Source organism: Amycolatopsis decaplanina DSM 44594 (assembly GCF_000342005.1).
GTDB lineage: Bacteria > Actinomycetota > Actinomycetes > Mycobacteriales > Pseudonocardiaceae > Amycolatopsis > Amycolatopsis decaplanina.
Genome location: NZ_AOHO01000048.1, coordinates 358,477 through 374,380, shown reverse-complemented (window position 1 = coordinate 374,380; position 15,904 = coordinate 358,477). Strand labels below are relative to the sequence as shown.

The window sequence follows — 15,904 nt, the reverse complement described above, 5'->3', positions numbered from 1 at the left end:
CGAGCGCTACGAGTAACCGGGACTTGGTACAGGGGAGAGACCATGACTGACGGCACCGGCGGACCGCCGGGCAACTTCTCGGACATTCTGGGCGACTTCTCGGCGCAGGCCGACCGGATGATGACGGCAGCCAAGGAAGGGCAGTTCGCTGTCAGTCCCGAAATGGGCGAGGCGTACAAGACGGCACTGCGCGAATATCTCGACAGCTGGCTCGGGACCAAGACGCGGTTCGACCATCTCGCCCAGAGCCCCAAGCTCGGCACGGGCCCCTACTCCCAGCAGGTCGGGGATCATGCGGCGCGGGTGGCAGACGGTGACGATCTTTCCGCCAAGACACAGCTCGACGCCCTGCAAGATGTCACGAACAGGGCGCGCGAAGCCATCGAAATCGCTATGACCAAATACAAGCAACGAGATTCGGATGGCGCCGACCATCTCAAGCAACTTGATCGGGACTGATAAAGAGCCAATGAAGACCAATGTCCGCAGCGCAGTGATTCCCGCAATCCTCGCGATCGCACTGATTTCTTCAGGTTGTTCGCCCGAAAAGACAGGCACGCCGAGTCCCGAGTCAACTTCCTCCTCCACCGGCTCTTCGTCACAGACAGTGCCACCTGGAAAGATATTCGGAGACCTGAAGGCCTGCACACTGCTCGAACCGGTAACAACACCAAAAGGGTTCTCGAAACCCACCGAAGAAGACTACGAGAGCGACAACGGATGCCAGGCGCAGAAAAGCGAATACGGTGTTATCAGCACCTACCTGGTGGACGAAGCCGGAATCGATGAACTCACTCCTGGTCGCGGTACCAAGGTCCCCACGCAGATCGCCGGCCGGGACGCCGTAGAAATACCGGGGTCAGGTGGAACCTACACCTGCATGGTCGGCGTCGCGGTAGGCCCCAAGGCCCGCCTGACCGTGGGAACCACTCTTATCAAGGGCTCGAACGAAGAAGCCTGCGCCTCTTCCAAAGAAGTCGCCGAACAACTCGCCCCAAAACTGCCTCAGGGCAGCTGAAGCGGAGGGACAATGGCTGGAGACCACGACCGGACCGAGTCCGGAGTCGACGTGAGCTTGACCGGCAAGGTTCACCGCACCTACGAAGGAAAACGCTACTCCGAAGAGTACGACCGGACCGCCCAGGGACCCGGCGGTAATTCGGTCACGGCCAAAGCTACCGCAGAGATGCGGGCAGGTGAGTACTCAGCCCAGCAAGGCGAAAAGTTAGCACAGGGTCAGGAGTTCAGGGCGGGTCTCAACGCCTCCGACCAGCGCTATGAGGCCAGGCCGCATGGCGAACTAAAGAACATGGTCACCGACAACCTTGATCCTGTCGACGTCGACAGACAGGGTGAGCTGTGGAATGCCCAGGGAGATGCGCTCCATACCTTCAGTGACGCTCTCATGAGAGCGTCGAACAAAGAAGGAGCGCACTGGCAAGGGACAGCCGCCAACGCGGCTCATGGGTTCTTCAAGAGTTTGAGCACCTGGGCTAAAACGTCGGGCGACGGCGCGTACCTGGCGTCCAACCGCTTCTCCCAGTCGGCCGCCGCGGCCACCACCGCGAAGAACTCGATGCCCGAAGAGGTCCCCTTCGACCGCAACACCGAATACAAGAACGCTCTCAACCAGCTCGCGACGGGCAACTTCGCGGGCGCGGTGGACACGGTCAGCAACATCTCGGCCAAGCAGGAGCAGTCGTTCCAGGCGCATCAGCAGGCCGCTCAGGTGATGCACACTTACGACCAGTCACTCTTCGACGTCAACTCCAAGCAGCCCACCTTCGCCCCGCCGCCGGAAATGGGCGATTCGACCACCGCGTCCGGGTTCTCCGGGGGTACCGAAGTCAAGGGCTTCAGCGGCGGGCCGGGGCCCAACAGCGGTCCTGGGCCGGGGATGCCCGGGCCGGGTGGGCCGAGCGGGCCGACGCCGGGGCCCGGGATCACCACTGGTGGCGGGCACACCGGCGGGCCGGGGCCGAGTCAGCCGCTCAGCGGGCCGCCTGGGTCGTTCCGGCCGGGGCCGACGCCGGGGTTGGCGGCACTGAACGGCCCTGGCCCCACGGGTCTCGGGCGGCTGGGCAGCGAGCAGTATCGCGGCAAGCCCGGCCGGACGACGAGCGGGCCGGGCGGCAGCGCGGCGAGCCGGTTGACCCGTGGCGGTGGTGGCGGGTTCGGGCGCAACGGAGGTTCGGGCAACGTCGCCGAGCGGCTAGCGGGCGGCAAGGTTTCGGCAGGTGAAGCGGAAAAACTCGCGGGCAAGGGCGGCGGGTCCGGGTCCGGCAAGCTGCCGGAGGAGCGGGTCACCCGGGGTGGCGCGGCCGCGGCGGGCAAGGGCGGCGGCCAGGGTCCGATGGGCGCCGGTGCGCCCGGTGGCAAGGGACAGAAGGAAGAGGACAAGGAAAAGAAGGCCGCGAACTACCTGCAGGAGGAAGACGCCGACGTGTTGTTCGGCGGCTACGACGGCGAAACGAAGCCGGTGCCGCCGGTGATCGGCGAGAAGTCCCCGTAATACGAAGCGGGCCGTTCGGGAGCGAATCCCGAACGGCCCGTTCTCACTTGTATTGCGGTTGAGGCGGCGTTCCGCCCTCGAGTTTGTTCCCGATCCACTTGGCGTAGATCGCCTGCCACGCGCCACCGCGCACGTTCTCCAGCACGGCGTTCACGTACCGCACCATGTCCTCGTTCTCCTTCGGGATGCCGATGCCGTAATTCTCCTCGGTGAACCGGTCTCCCACGATCTTCAGCGTCGGGTCCTGCGCGAGCATCCCGGCGAGGATGACGTCGTCCGTCGACACGGCCTCGACCTGCTTCTGCTGCAGCATCACCAGGCAGTCCGACCAGTTGTCCACCGAGACCGGCACCGGCTTCGAGGGATCCGCCGCGATCTTCGTCAGCGAGGTAGACGTCTTGGTCGCGCACACCCGCCGCCCGGCGAGGTCCGACAGCTGAGTGACCTTCGAGCCGGAGTCGACCAGAATCCGTTGTCCCGCCTGGTAATACGCCGTCGAGAAGTTGACCCTCTTCAGCCGGCTGCAGGTGATGCTGTAGGTCCGCACCACGATGTCGACCTGCTTCTGCTCGAGCACATCTTCCCGCAGCTTCGACGGAATCGCCCGGAACTGCACGCGGCCTTCCGCGCTGCCGAAAATCGCCTTCGCGATCTCGTTGACCATGTCGATGTCGAAGCCTTCGAGCTGGCCCGACGTCGGGTTCCGGAAACCGAACAGGAACGTCGTCTGGTCGACGCCCGCGACCAGTTTGCCGTTCTGCTTGATCTTCGCCATCGTCGAACCGCTGGTGATCGACGTGCCGTTGGTCGGCCGCAGACTGGCCAACGGGTTACAGCTCGTGTCGGTCGTTCCGCCACCGCCGGCGTTGTCGGCGCCGCCGACGTTCGCGGGCAGCGGCGGCGCGACGTCACCGACCGGAGCCGGATCCACCGGCGCCCCCGCGCTGCCGCAAGCCGTCGCCAGCACCAAGACCGCGCCGAGCACGGCCGCTCGCAGACCGTTCCGCATCACCGGTACTCCCTCAGCCGTTCACGGATTCCCAAGGCGGACCCCGCCGCCGCCAGCAGCGCCAGCACCGCGATCCCCGGCGCGAGGAGGGTCAGCGCGCGTTCGGCGCCGCGGGTGTCGTCGAGGAATTCCTGCCGTCCCACGTTGATCGCGGCCACCAGGTTCTCGTCGAGCCGCAGGAACGCCCCGGCCGCGCCGTCCTTCTTGTCGTCTCGGATGGCCGTGGCGACGGCGTCCTGGTAGAAGCCGTCGTCGTCCTGGCGCCGCACTTCGCCGTGCGCCTTGAACCACGCCGACGCCGCTTGAATCGCCGCGTCCACCTTCTCCGCGGCCGCGCCGCCCGCCGCGAGACCGCGGGCCTCACCCAGCAGGCCGCCTTGGCCGTCCGTCCCGCCGAGTTGCCCAGCGAGGTCGATGAAACCCTTTTCGTACGCCGCGCCGTCGCCGCGGGCGACGAGGGTCAGCGTTTCGTCGGCTCGTGCCTGCAGCGCCGCGATCCTGGCGCGGACGAGGACGTCCACCTGGTGTGAGCCGTCTTCTTCACCGCTGCCGACGAGGGTGCTCTGCACGATCAGCGCGACAGCGCCCCACAGCAGGGCCACCACCACCGACACTGTCGCGACGACGAGCCCGACGTTCAGGAGCCGGTTGGTCTTCCGGGTCAGATGCACCTGCGTGACGATCAGCGCGGCGAGCAGGACGAGCACCAAAGCCGTTGCCAGCCAAGGGAATCCGGTCGCGTCGTCCTGTTCGGCGGCGAGCCGGTCGGTGTCGATGCGGTACAGATCCTGTGCGGCGGGAAGGATTTTCGCCCGCATCAGCTCGGAGGCCTCGCGCAGATACGAGGCGCCGACGGGGAAACCCTGCCGGTTGTAGGTGCGCGCGGTCTCGATCAGTCCTGTGTAGACGGGGAGTTCGCGACCGAGGGTGTTGATCTGCTCGGCGGCTTCGCCGACGCCGGAGGAGTCCGATGCCGCCTTCGCCAGCGCCGCCCCGGCCTCCGCGATGTCGCGTTCGTAGCGCTGGCGCATCGGGAGCGGCTCGGTGCCGATCGAGAGGAACGAACTGGCCGCTGTCGCGTCGGCGTCCGAAAGCGCGCGGTAGACCTGTTGCGCGGCGGCGGCCAGCGGTTCGCGGTGGTCGATCAGGCCGTTGATCGTGTCCTTCTTGTCCTGCACGGCCAGCGTGCCGAACAGTCCCGCGACCAGCGACAGCAGGACGAGCCCGATCGCGATCACCGACAGCCTGCCCGGCGTGGTCGCCGCGGACCGGATGATCGCGCGGATCCCGTTCCCCGGCAGTTCGAGCAGCCCGGCGATCCCGCCGCGGCCTTCCGGCGCAGGGGGCGGCGCGGGGCTCCCCGGCGGCCCCGGCCGGGTCACAGTGCTCGTCATCGCCGATCCTCCCCATTGGCTCTACCCGCAAAGAAGGTATCCGAGTCGGGATCAGCGCAGCCAGTGACACCGGCGTGTGTCATCGGCACGTGATCTCCCGGCAGGCTCAAAGGCTTTTTTCCAGGCCGTACCGCACGGCCTCCGCACGATTGCGCACACCGATCTTCGCGAAGGCGTGGTTGATGTGGCTTTTCACGGTGGCCTCGCCGATGAACAGTTCGGCGGCGATTTCCGGATTCGACAGCCCCCGCGCGATGAGGCCGAGCACCTCGGCTTCGCGTGCGGTGAGTCCGTCCGGGAACTCGGTCTTGGCCCGCGTGACCGTTCTCGAGTCGAGCGCGGCGACGAGCCTGTCGGAGACTTCGGCGGCGAAGATCGCCTGCCCGTTGGCTGCGGAGCGGACGGCCGCCCCGATCTCGGCGCGTCCGGCGTCCTTGGTCAGGTAGCCGCGGGCTCCGGCGCGCAACGCGTCGGCGATCGAAGCGTCGTCCGCGTACGTCGTGAGGACGACGACCGCGACCTCCGGGTGATCGCGTTTGAGCAGCCTGGTCGCGGCCACCCCGTCCAGGACGGGCATGCGCAGGTCCATCAGCACGACGTCGGCCGCGGTGTGGCGGAGCAGGTCGAGCGCCTGCCGCCCGTCGCCCGCGGAGCCGGCGACCTCGATCCCGTCGATCAGCCCGAGCAACGCGACGAGCCCTTCGCGCATGACCTGCTGGTCATCGACCACGACCACCCGGATCACGCCCGCACCACCGCCTCCACCGTCCAGCGCCCGTCGTCCGGGCCCGCGGTCAGCGTGCCACCGGCGAGCGCGAGCCGCTCCCTCATCCCGGTGAGACCGAACCCTCCGCCGTCCTCCGATCGGACGATTTCGCCGAGTTCGTTCCACACCCGCAAGCGAACCTCCGTTCGGGTGAAGACGAGCCGGAGCGACACCGGCCGCCCGGCGGCGTGCTTCGCCGCGTTGGTCAACGCCTCCCGCGCGACGCCCACCAGCGAGACCACCTCGGCCGACGGCAGGGGCCGCTGCTCCCCCACCACCTCGAAGGACACCCTGTCGTGGTGCGCGTCCGCCAGCTGCCGCAAGGCTTCGGCCAGTGAGGGGACGTCGCTGCGCAAGGCGGCGACCGCGTCGCGCGCCTCGGCGAGCCCGTCCGCGGCGAGCTTCCTGGACGACCGGACCCTGCCGAGCGCACCGTCCACATCGGACTTCTCGGCCAGCAGGGCCTCGGCGACCTCCAGGTGGATCCCCAGTGCCCCCAGCGAATGCGCGAGGACGTCGTGGATCTCCCTGGCGATCCGCGTGCGCTCGTCGAGCGCGGCGGCCCGTGCGTGTTCGGTCTGCGCCAGCTTGGTCTGCTCCAGCAGCGCGGCCGCCTGTGCGGCCTGTACCTCGTACTGCCGCCGGTTCAATCCCAGCAGCATCAGCACGAGCAGCACGCCGACGTTGCCGAACACCAGCGGTTCGGACGCGCCCGCGACCAGGCCGGTGACCGCCGCGAGGCTCGCGTCGAGCCCCACCACCCCCATGATGGCGGCCACCGACGGCTCGGTCAGGGTGGCGAACCGGCTCACCGTGACCACCCCCAGCACGATGGCGGAGGAGTCTTCCGCCCAGCCGAGCGCGATCGACGGCGCGACACTCGCCACCGCGAGCAGGACGGTCGCCACCCGGGGGAAGCGCGGGGAGGCCGCCACGAAACCCAGCCAGCAGGCCCCGCAGACGCCGTACGCCGTCCAGATCCACGGACTGGACTCGCTCGCGGTCAGCAGCACCACCACGACCGCGGCCGTGCCGAGCAGCTGGACGACGAGCCAGCTGGGCGCGATCGTGTCCGGCAGCAGCGGCCTTTCCCGCTTCCCCATGTCTCCCCTCAGTGATCGCTCAGACGCGTGATCATCTCCACCAGGATCAGCCGGTAGGCGAGGAAGCCGAGCAAAACGACGACACCCACGACTACCAGCCCCAACAGGCCTTTCACGTTCATTTTTCCCATGTCACGGACGTTAGGTACGCCGAGGGGTGGACCGGGACCGTCGCCGGGTTGAGCCCGGGGTGGAGTTCAGGCGCGGACGGCGGGCGCGACCTGCTCGGCGAGCCTGGGACCGGAAGGTCTCTGTGATCCGGGCGCGGTCTACCCGGGGAAGCGTGCGTCCGCCAGGCGTGCCGCGGGAAGGACCTCCGCCGGCTTCCGGCCCAGCAGCAAACCGGTCCTGGTGGCCTCGGCCATCACGGCGCGGACGTCGACGCACCACGGGCCATCGGGCTTCAACTCGACGAAAGCGCTCTCTCCCGGCTTGAGCACGAAATGCGGTTGGCCGTCGAGCGCGATGGAGCCACCGCCGGCGGCGAGGTCGACGCGGACCCCGGCGTGCAACACGCTCCAGCCTCGTACGCCCACCGCGCGGACCTCGCCGGGCGCGATCGGCGCCTGCACGACGTACGGCGTCTCGTCGACCGGCCCGAGCGAGACCGCGACACCGTCCACAGTGGACTTGGGGCTCGGGCACACCCGTCCGGGGATGCTCGACAGCCCGGTCCCGTCCGGGACGGCGTACGTGCAGTACAGCTCGGTCAGCGACGCGGGGTCCCACCGGCTCTCCGAGCACACGCTGACGTCGGTCAGCGCGATCTCACGGCGGGCCTTCGTGACGACCTCGAGCACGGTCGCACGGTTGGTGACCAGGTCCGTGTCCACCTGATGGGTGGCCAGCAGCCCGGCGGCGAGCCCGGCGACGGCGGACTCGTCGGCGCCCCCGGCGGGCAGCATCAGCAGCGGGACGTCGCCGCAGGCGGCCGCGGCGGCCCGCATCATGCTCTCGTTGCCCAGGCAGATGAGCACGCTCGCACCCGCGTCCACCATCCGGCGGACGGTGCCGATGATCTTCCCCGCGTCCGTCCACACCATCACGCGGCCGACCCCGGCCACCCTCAGTGCCGAACGCAGGCCCTGGATGTCACGCTCCGAAGCGGGGTTCGCCACGATCCCCGCAACCGCTTCGCCCACATGTCCTCCGCTGCCGCGCCAAGTCCCTACAAGGAAACGACGTCCGAGTCACGAAAGAAAGAGTTGCACGAGGTTGCATCGTCACTTCGGTGGTAATACGGCCGTTTTGGTCACCCAAGGCAAATCGACGGTAAAAAGCAGCAGGGCCGCCTCCCCGAGGGGATGACGGCCCTGCTTGGAAAACCTGGATCAGATCACGGTGACCGAGGTGGCCTGCGGACCCTTCGCGCCCTGCCCGATCTCGAACTCCACGCGGGCGTTCTCCTCGAGGGTACGGAAGCCGTTGCCCTTGATCTCGCTGTAGTGCACGAAGACGTCGCCGCCGCCGTTGTCGGGAGTGATGAAGCCGAACCCCTTCTCGGAGTTGAACCACTTCACAGTGCCCTGAGTCATAAAATCTCCATATGCAACACAAACAAACAGGAAGCCACGTCGGCAGCCCGGGTCATGACCAGACGGTTTGCTTCCCCGGAAGCACGAGGAGACACTACGCCCGCTGAGTTCTGCGAGCGTGAACCAACACGAACACAAAAATCGAGACCTGAATCAGTAAAGCACACCTCACGCAGGCCGACAAGCGTCATCACCCGGGTGTGCTCGGCCGCACTGTACCTCTGCGGCCGACGCCCTTCCCGCCCGGCCCTACTCGCCGCTGGCCGCGCGCAGGGGTACCTCGGCGCCGAACGGCGAACGGCGCAACGCCTCCCGGTTCGTGGCCACGACGGCGATGTCGTGGGTTTCCGCGTCCGCGCTGAACAGTACCGGCACCACACCGGACACGGACTTCTCTTGTGGCTTCGTCTCGTCAGCCATGTTTTCTCCCAGTGTCAACACAACGCTCTCTACGTACTGCGTGCCAACAACTTCACCGGTGATCGCTCCCGGTCCATATCGGACCCTCGGTGTTGCGGCGATTGTGCCACGACCGGCCGACAAAATCCGGTCTCCGCGACCGAAAGTCGGCCGAGTCGTCACCTCGATCCCACCCTTTGGGGCTGGTGAAGGCGGCACCACAAGGGTTTCTGTGTATCCCCTGAGAAAACCGCACCCCTACTGGCCGCCCTGCTGCGGCCTCGCGGCGCCCAGCAGGCTCGTCAACCGGATGTCCGGCGTCACCACGTCCGGATCCGTCCGGACGTCGATCACGCACGGCCGTTGCCGCACCAGCGCGCTCGCGATGATCGGCTCCAGCTCCTCACGGTCGTCCACCGTGTACCCGGCGGCGCCGAGCCCGCGCGCCCACGACGCGAAGTCGGTGATCGGGACGGTGACCCCCGACAGCCGTCCGTGCTTGCGCGCCTGGTGCACGGCGAGCGGACCGTGCAAGCCGTTCTGGAACACCAGTACGGTCACCGGCACCCGGTAGCGGACGGCGGTCTCGATCTCCTGCCCGGTCATCAGCGCGCCGCCGTCGCCCACCATCGCGATCACCGTCCGGCGCGGCTCGGCGAGTTTCGCCGCGACCGCCGCGGGGACCGCGTACCCCATGGCCGCGTTGCTCGGCCCGAGCTGGCTGCGCGGCGCGGTGAAACACCAGTAGCGGTGCATGAACTGGGCGAAGTTGCCCGCGTCGCTGGTCACGATCGCGTCTTCGGGCGCGAGTTTGCGCACCGCGCGGATGACGTCGGCGGGGTGGACGCGGGTGGCGCCACTGGTGTCGGGCGGCGTCATGAAGGTGTGCACGGCGGCGTTCGCGGCCGACGCGCGCCGCTGCCGGGGCGAAGCGACATTGCGCAGTTCACGCAGGAAGGGCTCGACCTCGGAGTCGACCCGGAAGGTCAGGCCACCGCGGCGGGCCGGCTCGATCCCGGTGCCGACCAGCACCAGCGTCTGCGACGGCGTCGGGTAGCGGAAGGACTGGGTGGTGACCTCGTCGAGTTGCGTGCCCAGCGCGAGTACGAGGTCGGCGCGCTCCAGCGCGTCGAGCTGCCGCGCGGGGATGCCGATGCCGAGGTGGCCGGCGTAGCGCGCGTGGTTCTCGGGGAAGGCGTCCTGACGGCGGAACGCGTTGTACACCGGCAGCGCGAGCTCGTCGGCGACGGCGATCAGCTCGTCCCGCGCCGCGCGGGCCCGGCCGCCGACGATCACCACCGGGTAGCGGGCCTCATCGACCAGCTGCGCGACCGCCTCGGCGGTCCGGCCGAGCGCGCCGGTGGCGGGAGGCCGCACGGCGGCGACCGGTTTCGCCGAATCGAACGGGACTCCCCAGAAGTCGGCGGGGACGGCGACGACGGTGGGTCCCGGCCGCCCTTCCCGGCAGCGGGTCAGCGCCTCGACCAGCAGGCCGGGGACCTCGTCCGGGGATTCCGCGCGGCCGGTCCACTTGACGATCGGCTCGAACATCGCGGTCAGGTCCGCGGTGGGCAGCTCGCTCGTCGGGCCGGGATCCTGCGGCGGGTTCTCCAGGAGGACGACCATCGGGCTTTCGTCCTGGTACGCCGTGGAGACGCCGATCGCGAGGTTCGCCGCGCTCGGGCCGCGGCCGGCGAGCAGGACCGCCGGATGCTCGGTGAGCTTGCCTTCGGCCTCGGCCATGAAGGCCGCGCCGGAGTCGTGCCTCGCCGAGACGAAGGTGATCGACCGCTCGCGCTGCAGCGCGTCGAGCAGATCCAGGAAGGACTCACCCACCGCCGCGTACACGCGGTGGATCTGCGCCTCGGTCAGGATCCGCACGACCGTCTGGGCGACGGACGCTCCCGGTTGGTATCTAATGATAAGAGCTTAGGCGGGCGGTGATCGGTGCCGTCAAGCGATCTTCCGATTCCGGCGACCCCGGAGCGGCGGAATGTCCGATATTCGGAACGTGTTCGAGCAAGGGAGCACGAAAACGTGACCTCAGCCACCGCCGGACGTGAAACAGTTTTCACTTATGGGGCCCCGGCCTTGAAATACGGCACCGGGTCGAGCGACGAGATCGGTTACGACCTCACCCAGTACGGCGCCCGCCGGGTGCTGGTCCTCACCGACGCCGGCGTCGCCGCGACGGGCTGGCCACAACGGATCGCCGAGGGCATCGAGACCTACGGCATCGAAGCGCTCGTCTTCGACGGCGTGCACGTCGAGCCGACAGACGTCAGCATGCGGAAGGCCGTCGACTTCGCCCGCGGGCAAGGCGAGTGGGACGCCTTCGTCGCCGTCGGCGGCGGGTCGGCCATCGACACCGCCAAGGCGGTGAACCTGTTGACCAGCAACGACGGCGACCTGATGGACTACGTCAACGCGCCGGTCGGCGGCGGACGCGCGCCGAGCGCACCGCTGAAACCGCTGGTCGCGGTGCCGACCACCACCGGGACGGGCTCGGAGAGCACCACGGTCTGCGTGCTGGACGTGTTGTCACTGCGCGTGAAGAGCGGCATCAGCCACCTCCGGATGCGGCCGAGCCTCGCCGTGGTCGACCCGAGGCTGACGGTCTCGCAGCCACCGGAGGTCACCGCCGCGAGCGGGATGGACATCCTTTGCCACGCCGCGGAAAGCTACACGGCCAAGCCGTACACCGAGTTCGACCGGAAGCGGCCGGAGGACCGGGTCCCTTACTGTGGCTCGAATCCGCTGGCCGACATGTTCGCCGAGCAGTCGCTGCGGCTGCTGTCGTGGGCGCTGCCCGCGGCCGTGCGGGACGGCTCCGACCTGAAGGCGCGCGAGGCGATGGCGCTCGCGGCGACGTTCGCCGGACTCGGGTTCGGTAACGCCGGCGTGCACATCCCGCACGCCAACGCGTATCCGATCGCCGGGCAGGTCCGGGAGTTTCATCCTTCCGGGTATCCGGGCGACGAAGCGATGGTGCCGCACGGGATGGCGGTCTCACTGACCGCGCCTGCCGCGTTCCGCTTCACCTTCGACGCCGCGCCGGACCGGCACATCCGGGTGGCCCGGTTGCTCGCGCCGGACTACGAATGGCCGGGCGATCTGCGGGACCACCTGCCCGCCGTGCTGCGGCAGGTCATGCGGGAGATCGGGATCCCCAACGGGATCGGCGCCGTCGGTTACACCGAGTCCGATGTGGACTCACTGGTTTCCGGCACGGTGAAACAACAACGACTGCTGGCGACGGCGCCGCGCGAGGCGTCCGAAGCGGATCTCGCCGTCATCCTGCGGGACTCGGTGACGCTGTGGTGAACGACGAGTATCCGCACTGGCAGACGGTTCCTTTGCGGTGGAAGGACAACGACGTCTACGGGCACGTCAACAACGTCGTCCACTATTCGGTGATGGACACCGTGATCAACACACTCCTGATCGAACGCGGCGGCCTCGACATCGAAACCGGCGAAGTCATCGGGTTGTGCGTGGAATCGCAGTGCAAGTACCACGCTTCGGTGTCGTTCCCGGGAGAACTCGAGGTCGGCCTGCGGGTGGGACATCTCGGCCGGTCCAGTGTCCGCTACGAGGTCGGGATGTACTCGAAGGAGACGGTGATCGCGGAGGGGCACTTCGTGCACGTCTTCGTCGATCGCGAATCCCGGCGGCCCGTCCCGGTCGAAGGTCTACTCAGGAGCGCGCTGGAAGAACTGCGCACTGGGCTGGGGTAGCCGCGGCGACCACGCGTGCATGAGCTGGGCGTAGCGCGTGGACCGGTCCATGAGTTCGAGGTGGGTGCCCAGCGCGGTCTCCTTGCCGTCCATCACCAGGACCCGGTCCGCGCGCAACGCCGACGTCAGCCGGTGCGCGATCACCACCAGCACCCCGCCCCGCTCGGCGAACGCCCGTTCCGCGCGGGCTTCGGCGGGCGGGTCGAGGTGTGATGTCGCCTCGTCGAGGATGACGACGCCCGCGTCGCTCGCGTACACCCGCGCGAGCGCGATCAGCTGCGCCTCACCGGCGGACAGCGTGCCGTGGCCGATCTCGCCGTCGAGCCCGCCCAGCCGGGTCACCAGCGGTTCCGCGCCGACGGCCGTCACCGCCGCCAGGAGTTCGCCGTCCATCGCGGTCTGCGCGAACAAGCCGACGTTGTCCCGCACGGACCCCGCGAAAACGTAGGCCTCTTGCGGGATCAGCGCGACCATCCGGTGCCGCAGCGCCGCCGGGACCTCCCGGACCGGGACCCCGCCGAGCAGCACCCGGCCCGCTTGCGGTTCGAGCATCCCGGTCAGGAGCCCGGCCAAGGTCGACTTGCCGATCCCGCTCGGCCCCACCACCGCGAGCCGCTCACCGGGCCGCAGGTGCAGGTCGAGCCCCCGCACCACCGGCCGCGCGGCCGCGCCCCAGCTGAAGGTCAGATCACGCACGTAGATCGCGGTCCCGTCGGGTTCGGCCGTGCCGTCGGCCTCGGGTTCGGCCTCCTCGGTCTCCGCGAGCCGCCGCAGCGCGACGATCAGCCGCAGCACCACGGTGCTGGCGGTCGCGGCCAGCCCCCGCAACGCCGGCTGCATCGTCGTCGCCAGGTAGACGAGCGCGCCGAGCGCGGCCCCGGCGGTGAGCACCCCGTCCTTGACCATGCCCGGCGCCACCAGCAACGCCAGGAGCAGCGGCACGAAACCACCGGTCGCGATCACCACCGTCCGGGCCGCGCCGGACCGCGCCACCCGCACGGCCGCCTTGGCCTGCGTGTCGATGGCGTCGTAGAGCTCCATCGCGGCCAGCGGTTCCGCGCCGCAGGCGACGATGTCACGCATGCCGGACAGCGACGCGCCCGCGACCTCGGCCGTCCGCTCGTCGGCCAGTGCGAGCGCGCGCTGGCGCCGGGCCAGCGACGGGAGCAGGCAGGCGAACACGAGGACCGCGACCACCACCGGGATCGCGACGATCAGCGCGAGCGAACCGGCCACGGTGAACAACCCGGCCAGCGCCGCCACCGTCGTCACGATCATCCCGCGCGCCTGCACCAGGAGCCCGGCCGTGGCGTCGCGGACCACCTCGACGTGCTGGGTGATGCGGGCGACGCCGCTGGCGTCCGGCTGGTTGCGCGGCGGCGCCGGATCGTGCAGGACCCCGCGTACGACGGCGGTCACCAGCGCGTCGCGCAACGGCTCGACGACCTTGCCGAGCTGATGCCACACCAGCCGTGAACCGAACGCGCCGATCACGGCGACCAGCCCGAAGACCGCGAGCCAACGCAGTCCGGTGCCTGGCCGATCCGCGGCAAACCCCTCGTCGACCGCGAGTTCGACCAGGCGACCGGACAAGAACGCGGGCGCGCTCTCCAGTACGGAGCAGGCCAGCAGCACCAGCCCGCCTCTCCACTGCCCGGCCAGCGCCGAGCGGTAGAGCCCCCAGACGCTCACTGTTCACCCTCGGTGAAAACAGCCTGGTAGGCCGGATTCCGCCACAGCGCGTCGTGCGTGCCGACCGCCAGGACGCGGCCGTCTTCCAGCCACACCACCGAGTCGGCCCGCGACGCGGTGGCCGCGCGATGCGTCACCACCACCCGGGTCCGGCCGGGCAAGCTGCGTTCGATCGCCTCTTCGACGGCGGCTTCGGTGACCGTGTCGAGACTGGCGGTGGCGTCGTCGAGAATGAGCACCCGCGGCGCGTGCGCGATCGCGCGCGCCAGCCCGATCCGCTGCGCCTCCCCGCCGGAAAGCGGCGTCTGGGCGAGCGGCGTCCGGTAGCCGTCCGGCAGCCGGACGATCAGGTCGTCGACCTGCGCGGACCGGCACGCGGCGCGCACCGCCGCCTCACCGGCCCACGAGCCGTAGCCGACGGCGTCGCCGATGGTCGCGCCGAGCAGCGCCGGCCGCTCGAAAGCGAACCCGACGACCGCGCGGAGTTCGTGCGGCCGCAGCCTCTCCAGCGGACGGCCGTCGAGCAGCGCCGTCCCTTCGTCCGGGGACAGCAGTCCGCCGAGGACGTTGACCAGCGCGGACTTCCCCGAGCCGGACCGCCCGACGACCGCGGTGAACCGGCCGCCCCGCACCAGCAGGTCGACGTCCCGCAACGCGCCTTCGACGGTGACACCGCGCAGTTCGAGTGTGCCGCGCCCGGGGACGACGCCGAGGTCGCCCGGTTCGGGGACCGGCGACTCCAGCACCTCGTTGATCCGCCGTGCACACGACCGCGCACGGGAAAGTGTTGTCAGCAAGGGAATCTGGGTGATCAGGCCCATGCCGAGCGCGACGTAACCGAGCGCCGCGAGGACCTGGCCGACGGTCAGCCTGCCTTCCAGGACACCGAAACCGGCGGCCGCGAGCACCGCGAGTTCCACCGCGGGCAGCAGCAGACCGGAACGCCACACCATCCTGGCCTGCGTCCGCCACATCCCGCGGCCGGCGAGGCTCAGTTTCGGCAGCGGCCGCAGTACGCGCTCGGCCTCGCGATCGGCGGTGCCCGACGCGGCGATCGTGCGGAGCCCGGCGACGGCGTCGACCATCCTCGCCGCGAGCTCGCCGGACACCTCCTGATAGGTCAGGACGTCGTCGGCGGTGTTCTTCAGATGAGTGCGCGCGAGCATCAGGCCGAACGGGATGCTGCCGAGGAAGACGAGCGCGAGCCGCCAGTCCATCAGGGCGAGCAGGACGACGGCTCCGCCGGAGATCAGAGTGGTCGATCCGAGCTGGACCACGACCGAGGCGACCAGTCCGGCGCCGGTGCAGTCACCGGTGAGCCTGCTGATCGCGTCGCCGTCGGCGAAGGTCGATCGGGTACCGAGCGCGAGATAGCGGTCGGTGAGCTCGCGGCGCAGCCAGGCGGTCGCGGACGCGGTCATCCGCGCGGTGAGGATGCCGCCGATCAGGCCGACGGCGATCTCGGTGACGCCGAGGACGATCAGCCAGGAGACTTCGGGAAAGCTGTGCCGTCCGGCCACGACGGCGTCGACCGCGGCGGCGAGCGCGCCGGGCAGGAGCAGCCCCGTCGCCGTCCCGGCGAGCGCGCTGAAGATCAGCGCGATCAGGCGAGGGCGATCGAGCGCGGTCACCGTGACCAGCAACCGATCAGAACCCGCCATCCCACTCCTCGATCCGTGATCCCAACGAGATGAACCGGAAGGCAAAATGAAGGCGCGGGAGCGGCGCACTTGGCCTGTGCCGCTCCCGCGCCCTCA

General features: G+C 69.3%; 16 protein-coding genes. 5 read left to right on the top strand and 11 right to left on the bottom strand.

All coding sequences use genetic code 11. From position 1 onward, the window contains the following. Positions 1-42: 42 nt before the first annotated feature. From H074_RS14390 to H074_RS14385, 3 genes are all read left to right on the top strand, one after another. A complete protein-coding gene (locus H074_RS14390) occupies positions 43-459 on the top strand; it encodes a hypothetical protein (protein WP_007030778.1) in 417 nt (138 codons plus the stop codon). Further along, positions 422-1,018, top strand: coding sequence for a DUF3558 family protein (locus H074_RS39255; RefSeq protein ID WP_083920417.1), 597 nt, complete (start codon positions 422-424; stop codon positions 1,016-1,018). Before H074_RS14390 ends, H074_RS39255 begins: the two co-directional genes overlap by 38 nt. A gap of 462 nt (positions 1,019-1,480) precedes the next feature. Further along, positions 1,481-2,512: a hypothetical protein gene (locus H074_RS14385; RefSeq protein ID WP_007030777.1), complete on the top strand. Its 1,032-nt coding sequence runs from the start codon at positions 1,481-1,483 to the stop codon at positions 2,510-2,512. A gap of 43 nt (positions 2,513-2,555) precedes the next feature. On the opposite strand, the gene H074_RS14380 is transcribed toward H074_RS14385, so the two are convergent. The 9 genes from H074_RS14380 to H074_RS14350 all read right to left on the bottom strand — a co-directional run bounded on the left by H074_RS14380 (position 2,556) and on the right by H074_RS14350 (position 10,638). Further along, on the bottom strand, positions 2,556-3,521 hold the full coding sequence (locus tag H074_RS14380) for a glutamate ABC transporter substrate-binding protein (protein WP_007030776.1): 966 nt from the start codon (positions 3,519-3,521) through the stop codon (positions 2,556-2,558). After that, entirely contained in the window at positions 3,521-4,915 is a 1,395-nt protein-coding gene (locus tag H074_RS14375; RefSeq protein WP_007030775.1) for a hypothetical protein, read from the bottom strand. The genes H074_RS14380 and H074_RS14375 overlap by 1 nt, the downstream gene beginning before the upstream one ends. Positions 4,916-5,021: 106 nt before the next feature. Then, entirely contained in the window at positions 5,022-5,660 is a 639-nt protein-coding gene (locus H074_RS14370) for a response regulator (RefSeq protein WP_007030774.1), read from the bottom strand. Then, the gene (locus H074_RS14365) at positions 5,657-6,784 is read right to left on the bottom strand and encodes a sensor histidine kinase (RefSeq protein WP_007030773.1); all 1,128 of its coding nucleotides are present in this window, start codon (positions 6,782-6,784) and stop codon (positions 5,657-5,659) included. The genes H074_RS14370 and H074_RS14365 overlap by 4 nt, the downstream gene beginning before the upstream one ends. Positions 6,785-6,792: 8 nt before the next feature. Next, positions 6,793-6,915 carry a hypothetical protein gene (locus tag H074_RS42050; RefSeq protein ID WP_255432399.1) on the bottom strand — a complete coding sequence of 41 codons (123 nt, stop codon included), beginning with the start codon at positions 6,913-6,915 and terminating at the stop codon, positions 6,793-6,795. A gap of 138 nt (positions 6,916-7,053) precedes the next feature. Further along, positions 7,054-7,926 (bottom strand): hypothetical protein, encoded by an 873-nt coding sequence (locus H074_RS14360; protein ID WP_007030772.1) that lies wholly within the window; start codon positions 7,924-7,926, stop codon positions 7,054-7,056. Between the two features lie 189 nt (positions 7,927-8,115). Then, entirely contained in the window at positions 8,116-8,319 is a 204-nt protein-coding gene (locus H074_RS14355; protein ID WP_005163378.1) for a cold-shock protein, read from the bottom strand. A gap of 249 nt (positions 8,320-8,568) precedes the next feature. Then, positions 8,569-8,739: a hypothetical protein gene (locus tag H074_RS40995; RefSeq protein ID WP_007030771.1), complete on the bottom strand. Its 171-nt coding sequence runs from the start codon at positions 8,737-8,739 to the stop codon at positions 8,569-8,571. A 237-nt stretch (positions 8,740-8,976) separates the two neighbouring features. After that, positions 8,977-10,638, bottom strand: a complete 1,662-nt coding sequence (locus H074_RS14350; RefSeq protein WP_083920416.1) for a thiamine pyrophosphate-binding protein — start codon at positions 10,636-10,638, stop codon at positions 8,977-8,979. Positions 10,639-10,809: 171 nt separating this feature from the next. On the opposite strand from H074_RS14350, the gene H074_RS14345 reads away from it, so the two are divergent. Both H074_RS14345 and H074_RS14340 read left to right on the top strand, forming a co-directional pair. Further along, entirely contained in the window at positions 10,810-12,042 is a 1,233-nt protein-coding gene (locus tag H074_RS14345; RefSeq protein WP_007030769.1) for a hydroxyacid-oxoacid transhydrogenase, read from the top strand. Then, positions 12,036-12,455, top strand: a complete 420-nt coding sequence (locus H074_RS14340) for an acyl-CoA thioesterase (RefSeq protein ID WP_007030768.1) — start codon at positions 12,036-12,038, stop codon at positions 12,453-12,455. Before H074_RS14345 ends, H074_RS14340 begins: the two co-directional genes overlap by 7 nt. Here H074_RS14340 and H074_RS14335 read toward each other — a convergent pair. Next, entirely contained in the window at positions 12,411-14,147 is a 1,737-nt protein-coding gene (locus H074_RS14335) for an ABC transporter ATP-binding protein (RefSeq protein WP_007030767.1), read from the bottom strand. The two genes, H074_RS14340 and H074_RS14335, sit on opposite strands and share 45 nt — an antisense overlap. Next, positions 14,144-15,808, bottom strand: a complete 1,665-nt coding sequence (locus H074_RS14330; RefSeq protein ID WP_007030766.1) for an ABC transporter ATP-binding protein — start codon at positions 15,806-15,808, stop codon at positions 14,144-14,146. Before H074_RS14330 ends, H074_RS14335 begins: the two co-directional genes overlap by 4 nt. Between the last annotated feature and the right edge of the window lie 96 nt (positions 15,809-15,904).

What these genes read in the sequence shown, in the direction of transcription:
- H074_RS14390 (WP_007030778.1), top strand. Translation starts at nt 43, where the DNA reads ATGACTGACGGCACCGGCGGACCGCCGGGCAACTTCTCGGACATTCTG.
- H074_RS39255 (WP_083920417.1), top strand. Translation starts at nt 422, where the DNA reads ATGGCGCCGACCATCTCAAGCAACTTGATCGGGACTGATAAAGAGCCA.
- H074_RS14380 (WP_007030776.1), bottom strand. Translation starts at nt 3,521, where the DNA reads ATGCGGAACGGTCTGCGAGCGGCCGTGCTCGGCGCGGTCTTGGTGCTG.
- H074_RS14375 (WP_007030775.1), bottom strand. Translation starts at nt 4,915, where the DNA reads ATGACGAGCACTGTGACCCGGCCGGGGCCGCCGGGGAGCCCCGCGCCG.
- H074_RS14365 (WP_007030773.1), bottom strand. Translation starts at nt 6,784, where the DNA reads ATGGGGAAGCGGGAAAGGCCGCTGCTGCCGGACACGATCGCGCCCAGC.
- H074_RS42050 (WP_255432399.1), bottom strand. Translation starts at nt 6,915, where the DNA reads ATGGGAAAAATGAACGTGAAAGGCCTGTTGGGGCTGGTAGTCGTGGGT.
- H074_RS14355 (WP_005163378.1), bottom strand. Translation starts at nt 8,319, where the DNA reads ATGACTCAGGGCACTGTGAAGTGGTTCAACTCCGAGAAGGGGTTCGGC.
- H074_RS40995 (WP_007030771.1), bottom strand. Translation starts at nt 8,739, where the DNA reads ATGGCTGACGAGACGAAGCCACAAGAGAAGTCCGTGTCCGGTGTGGTG.
- H074_RS14330 (WP_007030766.1), bottom strand. Translation starts at nt 15,808, where the DNA reads ATGGCGGGTTCTGATCGGTTGCTGGTCACGGTGACCGCGCTCGATCGC.